The 15,549-nt window shown below is 63.8% G+C and carries 9 protein-coding genes; 3 read left to right on the top strand and 6 right to left on the bottom strand.

Going from position 1 to position 15,549, the window contains the following annotated elements; genetic code table 11:
• Positions 1-172: 172 nt before the first annotated feature.
• From RO069_RS15060 to RO069_RS15035, 6 genes are all read right to left on the bottom strand, one after another.
• Entirely contained in the window at positions 173-2,521 is a 2,349-nt protein-coding gene (locus RO069_RS15060; RefSeq protein ID WP_328188616.1) for a sensor domain-containing phosphodiesterase, read from the bottom strand.
• 165 nt (positions 2,522-2,686) lie between these two features.
• Entirely contained in the window at positions 2,687-3,481 is a 795-nt protein-coding gene (locus RO069_RS15055; protein ID WP_328188615.1) for a VOC family protein, read from the bottom strand.
• Positions 3,482-3,540: 59 nt separating this feature from the next.
• Positions 3,541-4,005 (bottom strand): acyl-CoA thioesterase, encoded by a 465-nt coding sequence (locus tag RO069_RS15050; protein ID WP_328188613.1) that lies wholly within the window; start codon positions 4,003-4,005, stop codon positions 3,541-3,543.
• A gap of 88 nt (positions 4,006-4,093) precedes the next feature.
• On the bottom strand, positions 4,094-7,378 hold the full coding sequence (locus tag RO069_RS15045) for a carboxyl transferase domain-containing protein (RefSeq protein WP_328188611.1): 3,285 nt from the start codon (positions 7,376-7,378) through the stop codon (positions 4,094-4,096).
• Between the two features lie 83 nt (positions 7,379-7,461).
• Positions 7,462-9,171: an AMP-binding protein gene (locus RO069_RS15040; protein ID WP_328188610.1), complete on the bottom strand. Its 1,710-nt coding sequence runs from the start codon at positions 9,169-9,171 to the stop codon at positions 7,462-7,464.
• 46 nt (positions 9,172-9,217) lie between these two features.
• Positions 9,218-12,517 (bottom strand): carboxyl transferase domain-containing protein, encoded by a 3,300-nt coding sequence (locus RO069_RS15035; RefSeq protein WP_328188609.1) that lies wholly within the window; start codon positions 12,515-12,517, stop codon positions 9,218-9,220.
• A gap of 223 nt (positions 12,518-12,740) precedes the next feature.
• Here RO069_RS15035 and RO069_RS15030 point away from each other — a divergent pair, with 223 nt between their 5' ends.
• The 3 genes from RO069_RS15030 to RO069_RS15020 all read left to right on the top strand — a co-directional run bounded on the left by RO069_RS15030 (position 12,741) and on the right by RO069_RS15020 (position 15,534).
• Complete coding sequence (locus tag RO069_RS15030) at positions 12,741-13,391, top strand: TetR/AcrR family transcriptional regulator (RefSeq protein ID WP_328188607.1); 651 nt, start codon at positions 12,741-12,743, stop codon at positions 13,389-13,391.
• 68 nt (positions 13,392-13,459) lie between these two features.
• Entirely contained in the window at positions 13,460-14,533 is a 1,074-nt protein-coding gene (locus RO069_RS15025) for an ABC transporter ATP-binding protein (protein ID WP_328188606.1), read from the top strand.
• Entirely contained in the window at positions 14,530-15,534 is a 1,005-nt protein-coding gene (locus tag RO069_RS15020) for an ABC transporter ATP-binding protein (protein WP_328188605.1), read from the top strand. Before RO069_RS15025 ends, RO069_RS15020 begins: the two co-directional genes overlap by 4 nt.
• Positions 15,535-15,549: the final 15 nt, after the last annotated feature.

Here is a 15,549-nt window from a genome sequence, read left to right as displayed (position 1 = left end):
TGCTGTTCCTGCTGATGACCTTCCCGGACATTATCCTGTTCCTGCCGGGGCTGGGTAAGTAGGAGACCACAACAATGGCTTCTGGCGGGGCATGGCCGCCCCGCGCCTGATGGCTGCTGAACCGTCGGTAATATCAGGTGGATCTTAAGGTGGCGCTGTCTGGGGGGAGTGCTTATTTGCCCTGATTGAAGGCCTCCGACCAGGCCAGCGCTTCTGCTGCGGGTAATGGCTTGGTGAAGTGAAAGCCCTGGGCCAGGTGGCACCCCATTTCCAGCAGCCGTTGTTGGGTGGCCTCGTCCTCGATGCCCTCGGCCACGACCCTGCGGTGAAAGTTCTTCGAGAGGCCGATGATGGCGCGAACAACCATTTCATCCTCGGTGTCCTGAAGCATATTGGTGACGAAGGACCGGTCTATCTTGATCTCCTGCACCGGCAACCGGCGGAAATAGTCCAGGGAGGAATAACCGGTTCCGAAATCGTCCAGAGACACGTCCACGCCAAGTTTTCTGCATGCTTCCAGCCGCTCGATAACGACACTGGAATCATCGAGCGCGGTGGTCTCCAGCAACTCCAGTGTCAGTCGTGAGCGGATGGTTTTATCGCAGTGCCCGAGGGCGTTGTTCAGATCCGCCTCAAACCCCGTGCTCAGGAAATGGGAGGGGCTGAGGTTGATGCTCAGGGAGTAGGGCAGACCGTCCGAATGCCAGCGCTGTAGTTTGCTGATCGCGGTTTTCATGACGAAACGACCGACTTCATCGCCGAATTCCGAGTATTCCAGATAGGGCAGGAACTCCATGGGGCCGAGCAGGCCACGCTGTGGATGGTTCCAGCGGATCAGTGCCTCGAACCCTTCGGCTACCCGGGTACGAAGATTGATTCGTGGCTGCAGAAAGAGTTCGAACTGCCCCTGCTCCAGGGCTGTCGGTACCTGTTCCAGTATCCTCAGCTTCTCCTTGCGGCTGACATGGCTCTCGATGTCGAACTGACAGTACTGGTTCTTGCCAAGTTCCTTTGCCGCGTACATCGCCTGGTCCGCATGCCTGATCAGCAGATCCGGGTCTGACCTGTCCCGGGGGTAAACGGTAACCCCCATACTGCCGGAGAGTTGCAGGTGGTGGTGATTGTGGGGCACCACCTGGTGGATGGCGCCCAGGATGCGGTTGTATACCTGCTCGTTGTCGATGTCCCTGAGAATGGCCACGAACTCATCACCGCCCAGCCTGGCAACCACATCGTGCTCTCGAACGGAGGCTTTGAGGCGCTCGGCCACGGTCCTCAGCACCATATCACCCACCGAGTGGCCGAATTCATCGTTGATTTCCTTAAACCCATCAAGATCGATAAAACACACGGCCACGTGTCCATGGCGCCGGTCCGCTTCCACCAACTCCTGTTCAAACAGTTCCGTCAGTCGGCGGCGGTTGGGCAACCCGGTCAGGGCATCGTAGTTGGCCGCGTGTTCCAGGCTTTTCTTGTGTTCCAGTTTTTCCCGGTACAGGCGCTTGCGTTCGATCAACTGGCCGACAGTCTGCAGTAATGGCCCCAGTTCATAGGCCAGTTCCTCCGTATAGCCACCGGCCCGATTGGCCAGGCCGACCAGGCCAATCAATTGCTCGCCGGAGTGAATCGGTATTCCCTGGTAAGTGGTGATGGTCGGGTGACCGTCGGGCTGCCCACCCCGTCTCGGATCTTCCTGGAAGTGGTTGGCGGTCACCAGTTGCCCGGAGATGAGTGACGCGCCAATCAGGTTGTCCTTGCTCTCGAAGATCATGCCCCGGCGCCTGACCTGCTGGTACAACGCCTCGGTTTCCGGGCTCCAGGCGATGTTGGTAATGGACCCAATGGTCAGATAGGGCGTATTGTCGGAATGGTAAAGCACTTCCCCTATGAACCCGAACTGGCTGCTGGTGAGCGACAGCAGGTCGCTGAGCATCAGTTCGAAAGCGGCTTCCTCGTCCTCATGGGTAAGAAAGATGTTCTGGGCCCGGTAGATGGCCCGGTTAAGCTGGGATACCTGCACGAACTCACGACTCTCGTCGCTGGCGTAGGCCCGTTCTATCTCATCTTCCACCAGGCTGGCCAGGTTTCTCAGTACATCCAGTTCCACTTCCGGAACGGCCCGGGGAATCCTGTCGATCAGGCACAGCGTGCCGATCTTGAAGCCATTGGGTTCCCTCACAGGCATGCCTGCATAGAACCGGATATGGGGTTCCCCGGTGACCATCGGATTGTCCCGGAAGCGAACGTCCCGTGAAGCATCCTCGACAATCAACAGTTTGTCGCCCCGGATGGTGTGGTCGCAGAAGGCCATCGAACGGGGTGTTTCGCGCTCTTCCAGCCCACATTTGGATTTGAACCACTGGCGATCTTCATCGATCAGTGTAAACAGGACTATGGGAACATCGTAGAAACGCTGGGCGATACGGACCAGTCGCTCGAAGCGTTCGTCTGGTGGTGTGTCCAGTATGCCAAGGCGCCTGAGTGCGGCGAGTCGCTGTTGTTCTGCCCTTGATGTGTCCACGGATACTCCTGAAGCCGGTTTGAGCCCCTGCCCGGTCGTTCGCCAGGCGTTAGTGCCAGCATCACTGCCAATGGGATCCGTTATACCAGGTGACCGGGGCCACGGTGATACTCGCATGAAAACTCAGGCGGCGATATCAGTGGATGGCCCGGCGATTGTTTCGTCTCAATTGTCGTCGTAAATCGGAGGGTTGTACAGGTTGAACGCCACGCCGCCCATCCGGAACCCTGACTGCCAGACAGGCAGACCAATGTCGTTCGCCCGGCTGACAAGATCGGATGGGGACGACGTCAGGATATCGATGCCGGTCAGGCCCTGGTCCCGTGGCGTTTCTCCATGGGAGAAACGCAGGGTTGCGTTGGCCAGCGATATGGAGGGTTCGCCGCCGAGGGAATGCACGGGTTGTCCCAGCACCCGCGACCAGTGTTTTGCCAGCGTTTGCGGGTCCTTGCTGGATAACTCGATGCCAGTGATCTCGAGCCCCGTACTGCTCTCTGCCCTGTCGGTCCACGCCAGGCCGCCAGCGGGTTGCCAGTTGCCCCGCATGTCCGCCTGCTCATCCCAGTCCACCTCCAGGAACGCGGCGCCCATGTCCCGGGGATGCAGTTGCATGATGTTCCAGGTGCCACGGTCCGATTCGTAGGCAACCCGGACATTGTTGTCTGCCGCCCGGGCCCGAAGCTGTGCCTGTTCCTCCAGCGTCGGTACCTGGCAGATCACCATATAGCCGCCATCGCCCCCTTTGCGCTCGAGGAAGCGCCCGGCGGCGGTACCCGGTTGAGTTGGTGCCACGATCTCCAGGAACTGGCTGCCAAACGCCATCAGGGCGTTCTCAAGCCCGAAGGCCGCCACCTCCGGGTCCCGGTGGCAGACCGGTGTCCGGAACACCGCTTCAGTATCCCGCAGGCAGGGTTCCAGATTTTCGGCGACCAGGCAGACCTGGCGGAGGTGGATGGGCATGGTGATGTGACTCCCTGTGTGTTGTTATCGGGTATATTGGTGGTATCCATCAGGCCGTTCTAAATATCAACCGCCTGCCGGGCCGTATAGAGGCCGGCGTGGTCGATAAACTCACCCGGGCTGCCGTGTTGCAATGCTTCCCGCATGGCGTCGGGAATCGGCATTTTCTCCACGGTTTCCGGGTGGACCGCCACGCCGATCATCTCGCCCCGGGCCAGGAACTGGCCGGTGCGGGCATTCAGCATGTCCATGGCCAGGGTGAAGGAGGTATTGCCGATGTGGCTGGCGTGTACGGAGATCTCCAACTGGTCGCGATAGCGTGCCGCTGCCTTCCATTCGATGGTCAGCTTGACCACCTGGTAATCGAAGCCACCACCGGGCAGTTGCTCCTGGTCACAGATGTGATGCAGGAATTCGGTGGCGGCCAGGTCGGTATAGTCACCATAGCGGGCATTGAACACCACTTTCTGGGCGTCGCATTCGCCGTAGCGGACTTGCATGTAGTATCGGAAGGGCTGGTTCATGGGGGCTCCGGTCCGGTTATTGGTTAGCGTTTCTGGTTATCCTTCGGGTGTTCCCGGCATGGATGGACCCCGTGCCGGGAACGCTGTATCACGGGCGCATGCCGAAAGCTGGTCTGCCCAGGAGCTGTGGCAGCCGGCGGTAGGCATCCTCCACCCAGTCGCACAGCAGTGGTCGGCTTTGCCGCGGGTCGATCAGGTTCTGGACGCCGAACTTCTCGGCGGTGCGGAAGGGCGATGCGATCCTCTCCATCTGCTGGTTGATGCGCTCCATTTCCTGCTCGCGGTTTTCCGCCTGGTTGAGCTGGGCGCTGAACGCGGCCTCGATACCGCCACGGGAGGGCAGTGACCCCCAACTGCCGGATGGCCATGACCAGCTTGGCGCCGCCCGGTGCCGGTTGACGATGCCGGCACCGCCCACGCCGTAGATCCGGCGCAGGATCAGTTCCGCCTGGGGTGCACGGGCCTGGTAGATGGCGGACAGGGCCCGCACGCCGTGGCGGATGGTGCCTCGCCGTTCCGCGGCGGAGCCGATGGACACGCCACCCTGGTCGGTCAGGCTGACAATGGGCAGATGGAAGGTCTCGCACAGATCCACCAGTCGCGTGGCCGCCTGTGCGCCTTCCACGGACATGGTGACCCCTTTCAGCGGGTTGGTGGCCAGCACCCCGACGGGGTAGCCATTCAGTCGGGCCAGGGCGGTGACGGTTGAGCCGCCGTATTCCGCATAGGTGAACACGGAACCCTGGTCAAAGATGGATTCCAGGATGGCGCCGATATCATAGGGTTTGCGGGAATTGCGGGGGATGGCTTTCAGCAGGAATTCGTCGCGCCGGTCCACCGGGTCATCGCAATCCTGTATCGGCGGCAGCTCGTCAACATTCGTTGGCAGATAGGACAGGAAGGTCCGGATCACATCGAAGGCTTCCTGCTCCGAGTCCACCATTCGCTCGACCACGCCGCTGTCAGTATGGATATCGGTGCCACCGAGTTCCTCGAGGCTCAGGTCTTCACCGGTACTGCCCTTGACCACGGGCGGCCCGGCGGTGAACGCCTGACCAATGCCGCGAACCATGATGGCCAGGTGTGACATGGCGAGTCTGGCGGCACCGAGTCCTACGGTCGGGCCCACGGCGGCGGAGACCACCGGGGCCAGTGACAGGTTGTCCACCACCGCATCCCAGGCGGGATTGTGGGGTACGTAATGAAAGCCATTTTCCAGGGCCATTTTCACGCTGCCACCGCCGGAGGCGCCATCCAGCAGGCGCACCACGGGCAGCCGCATCTCGCGGGCGTAGTTCTCCAGGAAGATCTGCTTGCCATGGATGGCGGCATCGCCTGAGCTGGCCCTCAGGGTAAAGTCGTCCACGCCCAGGGTCACCTTGCGGCCATCGACCCTGGCGGTGCCGCCGATAAAGTTGGCGGGTTTGACGTGGGTCAGCTCACCGTCCTCCCCGTACTCGGCAAACCCGGTCAGGGCGCCCACTTCGATGAAGCTGCCAGTGTCCGCCATGGCTTCCACACGTTCGCGGGCGGTCAGTTTGCCTTTCGCCGTCTGTTTGCCGACCTTGTCGGGACCGCCCATCTCCCGGGCCATCCGCTGGCGGCGCTGGATCTCCTCAACCTCGGCGCCCCAGCCCTCCTGGTCCTCGGTGAACAGGCTGCTCCCGGGACTGTCCGCCGTGGATGCCCCGGTGTCGGTGGATTCGACAATGGCCAGGATCGCCTGCTCCCGGATGACGTCACCGGTGGCCACCGCGATCGAGCGCACAATGCCGCTATGGGGGGCGCGGACCGACTGCTCCATCTTCATGGCTTCGATCACTATCAACGGTTCGCCCTGGCGTACCGGATCGCCGGGCGTAACGTCAACAGAGACGATCATGCCTTCCATGGGGGCGTGGACGGCATCGGCCGGGTCGTAGTCCGCCGGCAAGGGTTCCGCGGCTTCCTGGCGCGGCTGATTATCCGGGTGACTGGCGTTCGACGTTCCCGGGGGCGCCAGGGTGCTTTGTCCCGCCATGGCCTCCCGCAGGGCCGTCATGTGGTCGCCAATGAACGAGGTGCTGTAGTCGTTGCCCAGGAAGGCCGGGTGCTCCAGGATGGCCCTCAGCAGCGGGGTGTTGGTGGGAACCCCGGCAATATGGAACTCGCGCAGCGCGGTGGAGAGGGCGCCGGCGGCGGCCGGGAAGTCATGGCCACGGGCGATCACCTTGGCAATCAGCGAGTCATAGCGATGGCTGCTCTGGTAGCCGGCATAGCCGTAGGTGTCCACCCGGATACCCGGTCCGGAGGGGGGCGCGAAAGCCTGCAGCAGGCCAGCCCGGGGCACTGTGCTGCCGTCGTCGGAAAGCTCCTCCAGGTTGACCCGGGCCTGTAGCGCAACCCCCTTGGGCGCCGGCGGTGCCTGCAGGCCAAGGTCCGCCAGCGACTGGCCGGAGGCGAGCCGGATCTGGGTCTGCACCAGGTCGATCCCGGTGATCTCCTCGGTCACGGTATGTTCCACCTGCAACCGGGGGTTGGCCTCCATGAACCAGAAGCCGTCGCCGGACACCAGGAATTCAAAGGTGCCGATGTTGTCGTAGTTGACGTGGGAGGCCAGTCGCAGGGCCGCGTCCAGGATCTGTTGCCGCAGGGTGCCGTCCAGTACCGGGCTGGGGGCGATCTCCAGCAGTTTCTGGTGCCGCCGCTGGACGGTGCAGTCCCGCTCCCACAGGTGGATGGCTTCGCCTGTGCCGTCGCCCACCACCTGCACTTCGATATGCCGGGCATCCAGCAGCAGTTTCTCGACGTAAAGGTCGCCGTTGCCGAATGCCTGCTGGGCCTCCGACCGGCAGCGCTCAAAGGCTTCGTCGAGTTCGGCGGCATCCCGAACCGCTCTCATGCCCCTGCCACCGCCGCCGGCCATGGCCTTTAGCATGACGGCCCCGTGCTCCTGCGCAAAGGCCCGGGCGTCCTCCAGGCTGGTGGGCTCCGAGGTGCCCGGCATCACCGGCACTCCGGCCTCCCGGGCCAGTTGCAGGGCCCGGACCTTGCTGCCGAACAGGTCCAGCAATTCCGGCGCCGGCCCGATAAAACGGATGCCTTCGGCAGCGCAGAGGCGTGCGAAATCCGCGTTCTCGCTGAGGAAGCCATAGCCGGGGTGGACGGCGGTACAGCCGGTGCTGCGGGCCAAATCCACCAGCGCCTGGGCATCCAGGTAGGCGGCCGCGCCGTTCCCGGGCAGCTCCCGGGCCTGGTCGGCGTAGCCAACATGGAGGGAGGCCGCATCGTCGCCAGCGTATACCGAGACGGTCTCCCTGCCCATCTGCCGGGCCGCCCGCATGATCCGGATGGCAATTTCGCCGCGATTGGCGACCAGTATCCTCTCCATCATCTTCACCTCTGTTGTTCTGTTTGTATGGCCGCCCTGGGCGACCGGCGATCTATCGGTTCAGCCTGACACGCGGGTCAGCGATGTCAGGCGGATTCTTCCGTCAGCATGCGGCGCAGCTTGTACTTCTCGATCTTGTTGGTGGGGGTGACCGGCAGTGCATCCACGATGCGGATATGGTGCGGGCGCATGTACTTCGGCATCTGGTCTGCAGCATAGGTGGCAATGTCGCTTTCCGTACAGCTTCCCGCTTCCCTGAGTTCCACGAACACGGCGATGTCGTCCTCGTTGCCTTCCCGGGCCGGTACCGGGACAGCGGCCACCGCACGAACGTCCGGATGGTCCGCCAGCAGCGATTCCACCTCGTAGGAGGAGACATTCTCGCCCCGGACCCGGAAGTAGCCGCCCATGCGGTCCACGAAACGGAAGTTGCCATCGGCTTCCTCCACAACGGCATCGCCGGTGTGGAACCAGAGGTTGCGCCAGGCCTTGAGGGTGGCTTCCGGCTTGTTCAGGTACTGCTGGAGCAGCAGTCCCGGAAACCGAGGCCGGAAGGCCAACTGCCCCACCGTGCCCGGCGGTAGCCGGTTGTCGTCCTCATCCAGGATGGCCACGTCCACCAGCGGCGATGGTCGCCCCATGAAACCCTGGGGCAGGGGAGTGTCGCCGCTGACCACCAGGCGACCGGAAGCCTCCGCCGACGCCCTGAGCTGGTCTTTGGGGAGGCCCTTGTATAACGCCGCAGGGGTGCCTGGTTCGTCACCGAACTGGTCGATAATGGCCATGAAGCCGGCGCCGGATTCGGTCTGGCCGAAACCACAGGTGACAAAGTCGAAGCCGAAGCGCCGGGCCACCTCATGATGGTTCGCCGGCAGGGGTTGCATGTGAACCTTGTTGAGGGTGTTGTCGCGATCCTCCGGGGACGGCGGTGCGGACATCAGCCAGGGGATCATTACATCCAGCAGGATGGCGGCGCTGGCACCACACTCGCGGATGCGGGACCAGAACGCCGAGGGGCTGAAGCGGTTCCACAGGCCCACGGTGTTGCCTTTCCAGACCGCCTTCACCAGCAGGGCGTAGGCGCCGCCCACGTGGTACATGGGCAGGTCGCAATAGACCACATCTTCGGATGTCCACTGGCTGCGACCGGCGAAGGCATACTGGTTGATCCAGCGGAACGGTAGCAGCACACCCTTGGCCGGGCCGGTGGTGCCGGACGTGTAGATGATGGTGGCCGGGTCGAACGGGCCCAGTTCCGGATCGTCCAGGGTCATGTCTCCGGCATCGATGGCATCAAGGGCATGGGTCCGGGAGTGGGGTAGCCGGAATCCGGCCTCGCCGGTGGTGTCCCCGGTGCTGGCGGGGCCGATCACTACGTGGGCCGGGCGTATATCGCCGCCGATGTCCTCCAGGGGTTCCCGGAAGGTGGGATCGGTGACCAGCAGGTCAGCCGCGGTGTCATTGATCTGATAGCTGAGCAGCTTGCCCCGCAGGTTGAAATTGATGGGGGCGTAGATAGCGCCCAGTTGCCAGCAGGCGAACATGGCAATGGCGGCCAGCAGGGAATTGCTGGTCAGCACGCTGACCGGCTGCCCCCGACTGGCCCCCAGGGCTTTGAGGGCCTTTGCCATCTCCCGGCTGCGGTCGTGCATTTCCCGGAAGGTCAGGTCCTCGCCGGTTTCACCGTAGTGGATGTATACCTTGTCGCCGTTTTCCCGGGCGTGTCGCTCCAGCTGGTAGAGGGCAACGTCACCCTCGTTCACCATCTGTTCGAAGATGTCCTGTGGTTGCTTCATGGCGATGGTCCTTTTGTTCTTGTTGGCTTTTGGGTCGATCTGCCTGTCACCAGGTGTCCACCATGGGGCGGCGCCGACCCTGGCGGGGCCCGGCCTTTTTCACTGACTTCAGGCCCCGGAGGACCCAGCTGCGGGTTTCGGCGGGGTCGATCACCGCATCAATCTCCAGCGACACCGCCATGCTCAGGGCCTTGCCTTTCTCGTACTGTTCCGCCACCAGTTTCTCGAACAGCGCCTTCTGGGCGGCCTCGTCACCGGCGTTCGCAATCTCGTTGCGGTAGCCCAGGCGGACGGCCCCTTCCAGGCCCATGCCGCCGAACTCGCCGGTGGGCCAGGACACGTTGAAGAAGGGCGCGTGGAAGGACCCGGCGGTCATGCCCATGGCGCCCAGGCCGTAACCCTTGCGAAGCACAATCGACATCACCGGAATCTGCAGGCTGGCGGCCGTGACGAACATGCGGGTGGTGTGTCGCACCAGGCCGGTTTTCTCGGCCTCCGGCCCCACCATGAAGCCCGGTGTGTCACACAGGCTGACCAGCGGGACATCGAAGGCATCGCACAGCTGCATGAAGCGGGAGGCCTTGTCGGCCCCGTTGGCATCAATGGCGCCGCCCAGATGGCGGGGATCGTTGGCGATCAGCCCGATGGGGCGGCCCTCGATGCGGGCGAAGGCGGTGACCATGCCGGGAGCGAACGCCGGGCGCAGCTCCAGGTAACTGTCGGTATCCACCAGGGTGCGGATCAGGGACCGGATATCGTAGGACCGCAGGCGGTTCTCGGGGATGGCCGAACGCAGCAGGCGCTGGTCGGCGTTGCTCCACTCCGGCTGTGTGCCCTGGAAATAGGACATCAGCTGGCGGGCCACCCGGGCGCCCTCCCGTTCATCCTCCACCAGGCAGTCGACCACGCCGTTGGCCACCTGGACCGACATGGGGCCGACCTCCTCCGGCGCGTACACGCCCAGCCCGCCACCTTCGATCATGGCGGGGCCGGCCATACCCAGACTGGCGTTGCGGGTGGCAATCAGCAGGTCGCTGGAGCCGGCGAACACCGCGTTACCAGCAAAGCAGCGGCCGGACACGATGCCAATGCGGGGCGCCAGGGCGGTGAGGCGGGCGTACTGCAGGAAGCTGGGCTGGTCGAGGCCGGCCACCTTGGTGGCGTTGTCGGTGTCACCGGGGCGACCGCCACCGCCTTCGGTAAAGAAGATCACCGGCAGTTGCTGTTCCTCGGCCACCTGCAGCACCCGGTCGGTCTTCTTGTGGTTCATGGTGCCCTGGGTGCCCGCCAGTACCGTGTAGTCGTAGGCCAGTACCGCACAGCGGGCCTGGTCTTCATTGAAGGTGTCGCCATTGACGGCGCCCACACCGGCCACCAGGCCGTCCGCCGGTGTCGACCGGATCAGGTCATCCACCTCCCGGCGTTGACGCTGGGCGGCGAAGGTGAGGGCGCCGTATTCCATGAAACTGCCCGGGTCGCAGATGTTGTCGATGTTCTCCCGGGCGGTGAGCATGCCCAGCTTGTGTCGCTTGGCGACGGCGTCCGGGCGGGCCTCGTCCAGGGTCAGGCGGTGGCGCTCGATGGATTCCGCCAGGTCCGGGCGGATATGGTCCAGATCCACCTGTTGCTCCGCAGCTTCGTCCTCCAGGCCGGTGTCGCCGGGCTCGATAAAGGCAATGGCCTGGCCTTCACTGACATAGTCGCCCTCCGCCAGGGGCAGGGCGCGGACCAGGCCAGAGGTGGGCGCCTTGATCTCGTGCTCCATTTTCATGGCTTCGAGAATCGCCAGGGTCTGGCCTTTGGCGATGGCGTCCCCCTCCGATACCAGGGTGGTCACCAGTTGGCCCTGCATGGGGGCGGAGGCCGGTTCGGTGCCTTCCGGAGCGTCGGTCGCCGTCGTTGTCGTGCTGCCGTTGCCGGCGGGCTGGCCGGTGCGGAACAGCCGTGGATGCTCCCGCTCGCTCTCGGCCACCAGGCCCGCCATCTCGTCGTCCACATAGCGGGTATAGACCCGGTTGCCGGCTACATCCTCCCGGGACAGCAGGGCTTGCAGGAAAGAGGTGTTGGTCTTCACGCCCTCGACCCGGAACTGGCACAGGGCCCGGTAGGCCTTGCGAACGGCCTGGGCATAGTCGTTGGCGCGATTATGCACAATCACCTTGGCCAGCAGCGAATCGAAGTGGGGGCTGGTGGTGTAGCCGCTGTAGCCGAAGGTGTCCACCCGCACCCCGGGGCCGGTGGGCGGCTCGAAGGCCGCGAGGGTGCCGCCGCTGGGGCGGGTGGCGCCGGTGGCGTCCATGGTCTCCATGTTCACCCGGCACTGGATGGCATAGCCGCTGGCGGGGGGAATCTGATCCTGGGTAAGGTTCAGGTCCGCCAGGCTGGCGCCGCCGAGCACCGCGATCTGTGACTGCACCAGGTCGACCCCGGTGATTTCCTCGGTGATGGTGTGTTCCACCTGAAGCCGGGGGTTGGCCTCGATAAAGAAATAGTCGGTGCCGTTGGCGTCCACCAGGAATTCGAAGGTGCCCAGGCCGGCGTAATTGACCTCCCGGGCCATGCGCAGGGCGGATTCCAGCAGGCGGCCCCGGGTGCTGTCAGCGAGGGTAGGGCTGGGGGCGATTTCAATCAGCTTCTGGTTGCGACGCTGCAGGCTGCACTCCCGTTCCCACAGGTGTACCGCGTTGCCCTGGCCGTCGCCCAGGACCTGCACCTCGATATGGCGGGCCTGTCGTACCAGCCGTTCCGCGTACAGGCGGTCGTCACCGAAGGCGGCCTTTGCCTCCCGGGCGCAGGCCTGGTAGGCCTCTGCCAGGTCCTCGCCGGGCTGGACAATACGCATGCCCCGGCCACCACCGCCGGAGATGGCCTTGATCACCACGGCGGCATCGTCGCCCAGGCTGGCCGCGAAGGCCTTGGCCTGCTCCAGTGTGGTATGGCCCCCGGTGCCGGGTACCACCGGCACATCACAGCGTTCCGCCAGCTCCCGGGCCGCGGCCTTGTCCCCCAGCAGGGCCAGGGTGTCCGGGCCGGGGCCGATAAAGGTGATGCCCTGGTCGGCGCAACGGCGGGCCAGCTCGGCGTTTTCGCTGAGGAAACCATAGCCGGGGTGCAGGGCATCGGCTCCGGCTTCCTTCGCGGCGGTGATAATCCCGTCGATATCCAGGTAGGCATTGGCACCCTTGCCCGGCAGCTGTACGGCCTGGTCGGCGTGACTGACATGGAGGGAAGCGCTGTCGTCTTCGGAATACACCGCCACACACGTCAGGCCCATATCCCCCGCGGCACGGGCGATACGAACAGCGATTTCCCCACGATTGGCAATCAGTAACTTGTTGAAATTCACGGGCGCCTCTTTTTGGCTTTGTTATCAATCCGGTAGCGATAGTGTTCCGGGCGGCCTGTGGGACGCCAATGTCCGGTTGCGGAAGGCTTGACGTCACGACCGTGAGCTACCATGCTCGCACTTACTTACAGGTCAGTCAGTTTTATTCAAAAAAAACTTACTTGCAAGTAAGTCAGTAATTGGCAATGATAAGCCCGAAACGATCACTGCCTCAGGAGAGTCCATGGCCCTGGCTTCAGCCTCATCAAGCCCCGCCCGCCGGAAGTCCGGCGACACCCGAGCCCGCGTGCTCGAGGTGGCCCGGTATCTTTTTATCACCCGGGGGGTGGATGCGGTCAGCTATGGCGATATCGCCAAGGAAGTGGGCTCGACCCGGGCGAACCTCCACTACCACTTCGGAAACAAGTCGGAGTTGGTGAAGGAGGTGTTCCAGGACACTTTTGAGGAAGTACGGGCCACGCTCGATGCGATCTGGCTCAGGCCGGGCCTGTCCCTCGAGGACCGCATCGATCTGCTGTTCGAGGACGCGCGGGTTCGTTATGAGGAGTTTAACGAGCCGGGAGGAGAGCGTACGCCCTGGAGTCTGTCATCACGGGTCCGGTTCGATTTCAGCGCGGTGGACACCGAGGTGGTCGAGGGGATTGGCGAGATGTCCCGGTACTTCGAGGAATGCGTCACCCATGCCGTCCAGCTGGCCGTCGGGTCCGGCGAGTTTCGCAGTGACACGCCGGTCAAGGATGTGGTGCTGATCATCACACCGCTCTGGTACTTCGGGTCGCCCATCACCCAGTTCTCGGGCATCAAGCGCCTGCGGAACCACTACGAGGCCACCAAGCGACTGATCAGGGCGGCCTATGGTGCCCAGGCCGGGTAGGCCTGGCTTCCAAGACTCTGCGAAACAAGAACAAACAGCCCGGACAATGCCGGGTACGTGGAGGAAACATGTTAGTTGCGAAAAGCGAGCAGGGGGGCGATGCGGCCACCCTGGCCGGCAATACCACCAGCGTCCCGCCGGAGACCTCACTGGAAACCACGCCGGTACTGGATGTCCGTGGCCTGAGCATTTCGTTCCGGGGGCGTGACGGCATCACTCACGTGACCCGGGACGTGTCATTCAGCGTCGCCCCGGGCGAGCGCGTGGGTGTGGTGGGGGAAAGCGGGTGCGGCAAGTCCGTCACCGGGCTCTCGCTCATGGGCCTGCTGCCTGAGCGAACCGCCATCATTGATGGCGGGATCCACTTCGATGGCCGGGATCTGCGGAAGATGCGGCCCAGGGAGATCAGGGCCATCCGGGGGCGCGACATCAGCATGATCTTCCAGGAGCCCATGACCGCGCTGGACCCGGTGTTCACAGTCGGGCAGCAGTTGATGGAAACACTCCGCACCCACTACCCCATGCCGGCTGCCGAGGCCCGTGAACGGGCCATCGAGGCCCTGAAGGAGGTGGGCATTCCCTCTCCGGAACGGCGTCTCGAGGAATATCCCCACCAGTTCTCCGGCGGCATGCGACAGCGTGTGATGATCGCCATGGCGCTGATCTGCAAGCCCAAACTGATCATTGCCGATGAGCCCACCACCGCCCTGGATGTCACCGTCCAGGCCCAGATCATCGACCTGCTCAAGGACCTGAGCGAGCGCACCGGGGCGGCCCTGCTGTTCATTACCCATGACCTCGGGGTGATCGCCGAGACCTGCAGCCGCATGATCACCATGTATGCCGGCGAGGTGGTGGAGAGTGCGCCGGTTGACGATGTGCTCCGGCGTCCGGGGCACCCCTACACTTCCGGCCTGTTGCAGTCGCTGCCACGGCTGGGCCACCGCGGTGGGCGACTGCCGTTCATCCCCGGCCGTGTTCCGTCGCCCGGCGCCATGCCGGAAGGGTGCCGGTTCCAGCAACGCTGCCCCCACGCCAGCGCGGGGTGTGACCATTATCAGCCCATGGTCAGCATTGCACCGGGGCGACATGCCAGGTGCCGCAGGGCACTCGACCTGGAACTTGAGGGGGCTGTGGAATGAGTACCGCAAATCAGCCCAGAGTCACGGAAAACGAGAATATCGTCACCGTCGACAACCTGAAGATCCATTTTCCGCTCAAGGGCGGCGAGACGGTCAAGGCCGTTGACGGCGTCAGCTTCCAGATCCGTGCCGGCGAGACCCTGGGCATCATTGGCGAGTCCGGGTCCGGCAAGTCAACGGTCGGGCGTGCCCTGGTGGGCCTGCTGAAGCCGACTGAGGGCACGCTGCGCTATGGCGAGACCGATATTTCCGAGCTGTCGGCGGCTGAGTACAAGCGCCTGCGGAAGAACTACCAGATCATCTTCCAGGATCCCCATGCCGCCCTGAACCCCAGGATGACCATCCTCCAGAGCCTGGTGGAGCCCATGGAAATCCAGAAGGAGGGCACCCGGGAATCCCGCCGCAAGACCGCCCTGGCCGCACTGGAACGGGCGGGGCTGGCGCCGGAGATTGCCCTGCGCTACCCCCATGAGCTCTCCGGTGGCCAGAAGCAGCGGATCAATATCGCCCGGGCGCTGACGGTACACCCCCGGTTTATCGTCTGTGACGAGGTGGTGGCGGCGCTGGATGTCTCCGTGCGGGGTTCCATCCTCAACCTGTTTGCGGACCTCCAGGAAGAACTCGGCCTGACCTACGCCTTCATTACCCACGATATCTCGGTGGTGGCCCATGTCAGCCAGCGGGTGGGCGTCATGTACCTGGGCAACATGATGGAGCTGGGGCCAACCGGGGCCGTGATCGACCAGCCCCTGCATCCCTATACCCAGGCGTTGCTGTCCGCTGAACCCCGGCCCGTGCCCAGTGACATGAGGGAGGATCGCAGGATCCGCCTGGAAGGTGAGATCCCCAGCCCGGTGGCGCCGCCATCCGGGTGCCGTTTCCGTACCCGTTGTCCTTTTGCCACTGAGAAGTGCGCAGCGGAACCTCCTGAATGGCGGGAAATCGTGCCTGATCACTGGGTCGCCTGCCATTACGCAACCCCTGACGGGCAGGTGGCCTGATTCCCGGAACGGGCT

It is taken from the genome of Marinobacter sp. OP 3.4, assembly GCF_036224885.1.
Taxonomy (GTDB): Bacteria; Pseudomonadota; Gammaproteobacteria; order Pseudomonadales; family Oleiphilaceae; genus Marinobacter.
The sequence above is the reverse complement of the archived record's forward strand: the minus strand, read 5'-3'. Positions and strand labels throughout refer to the sequence as shown.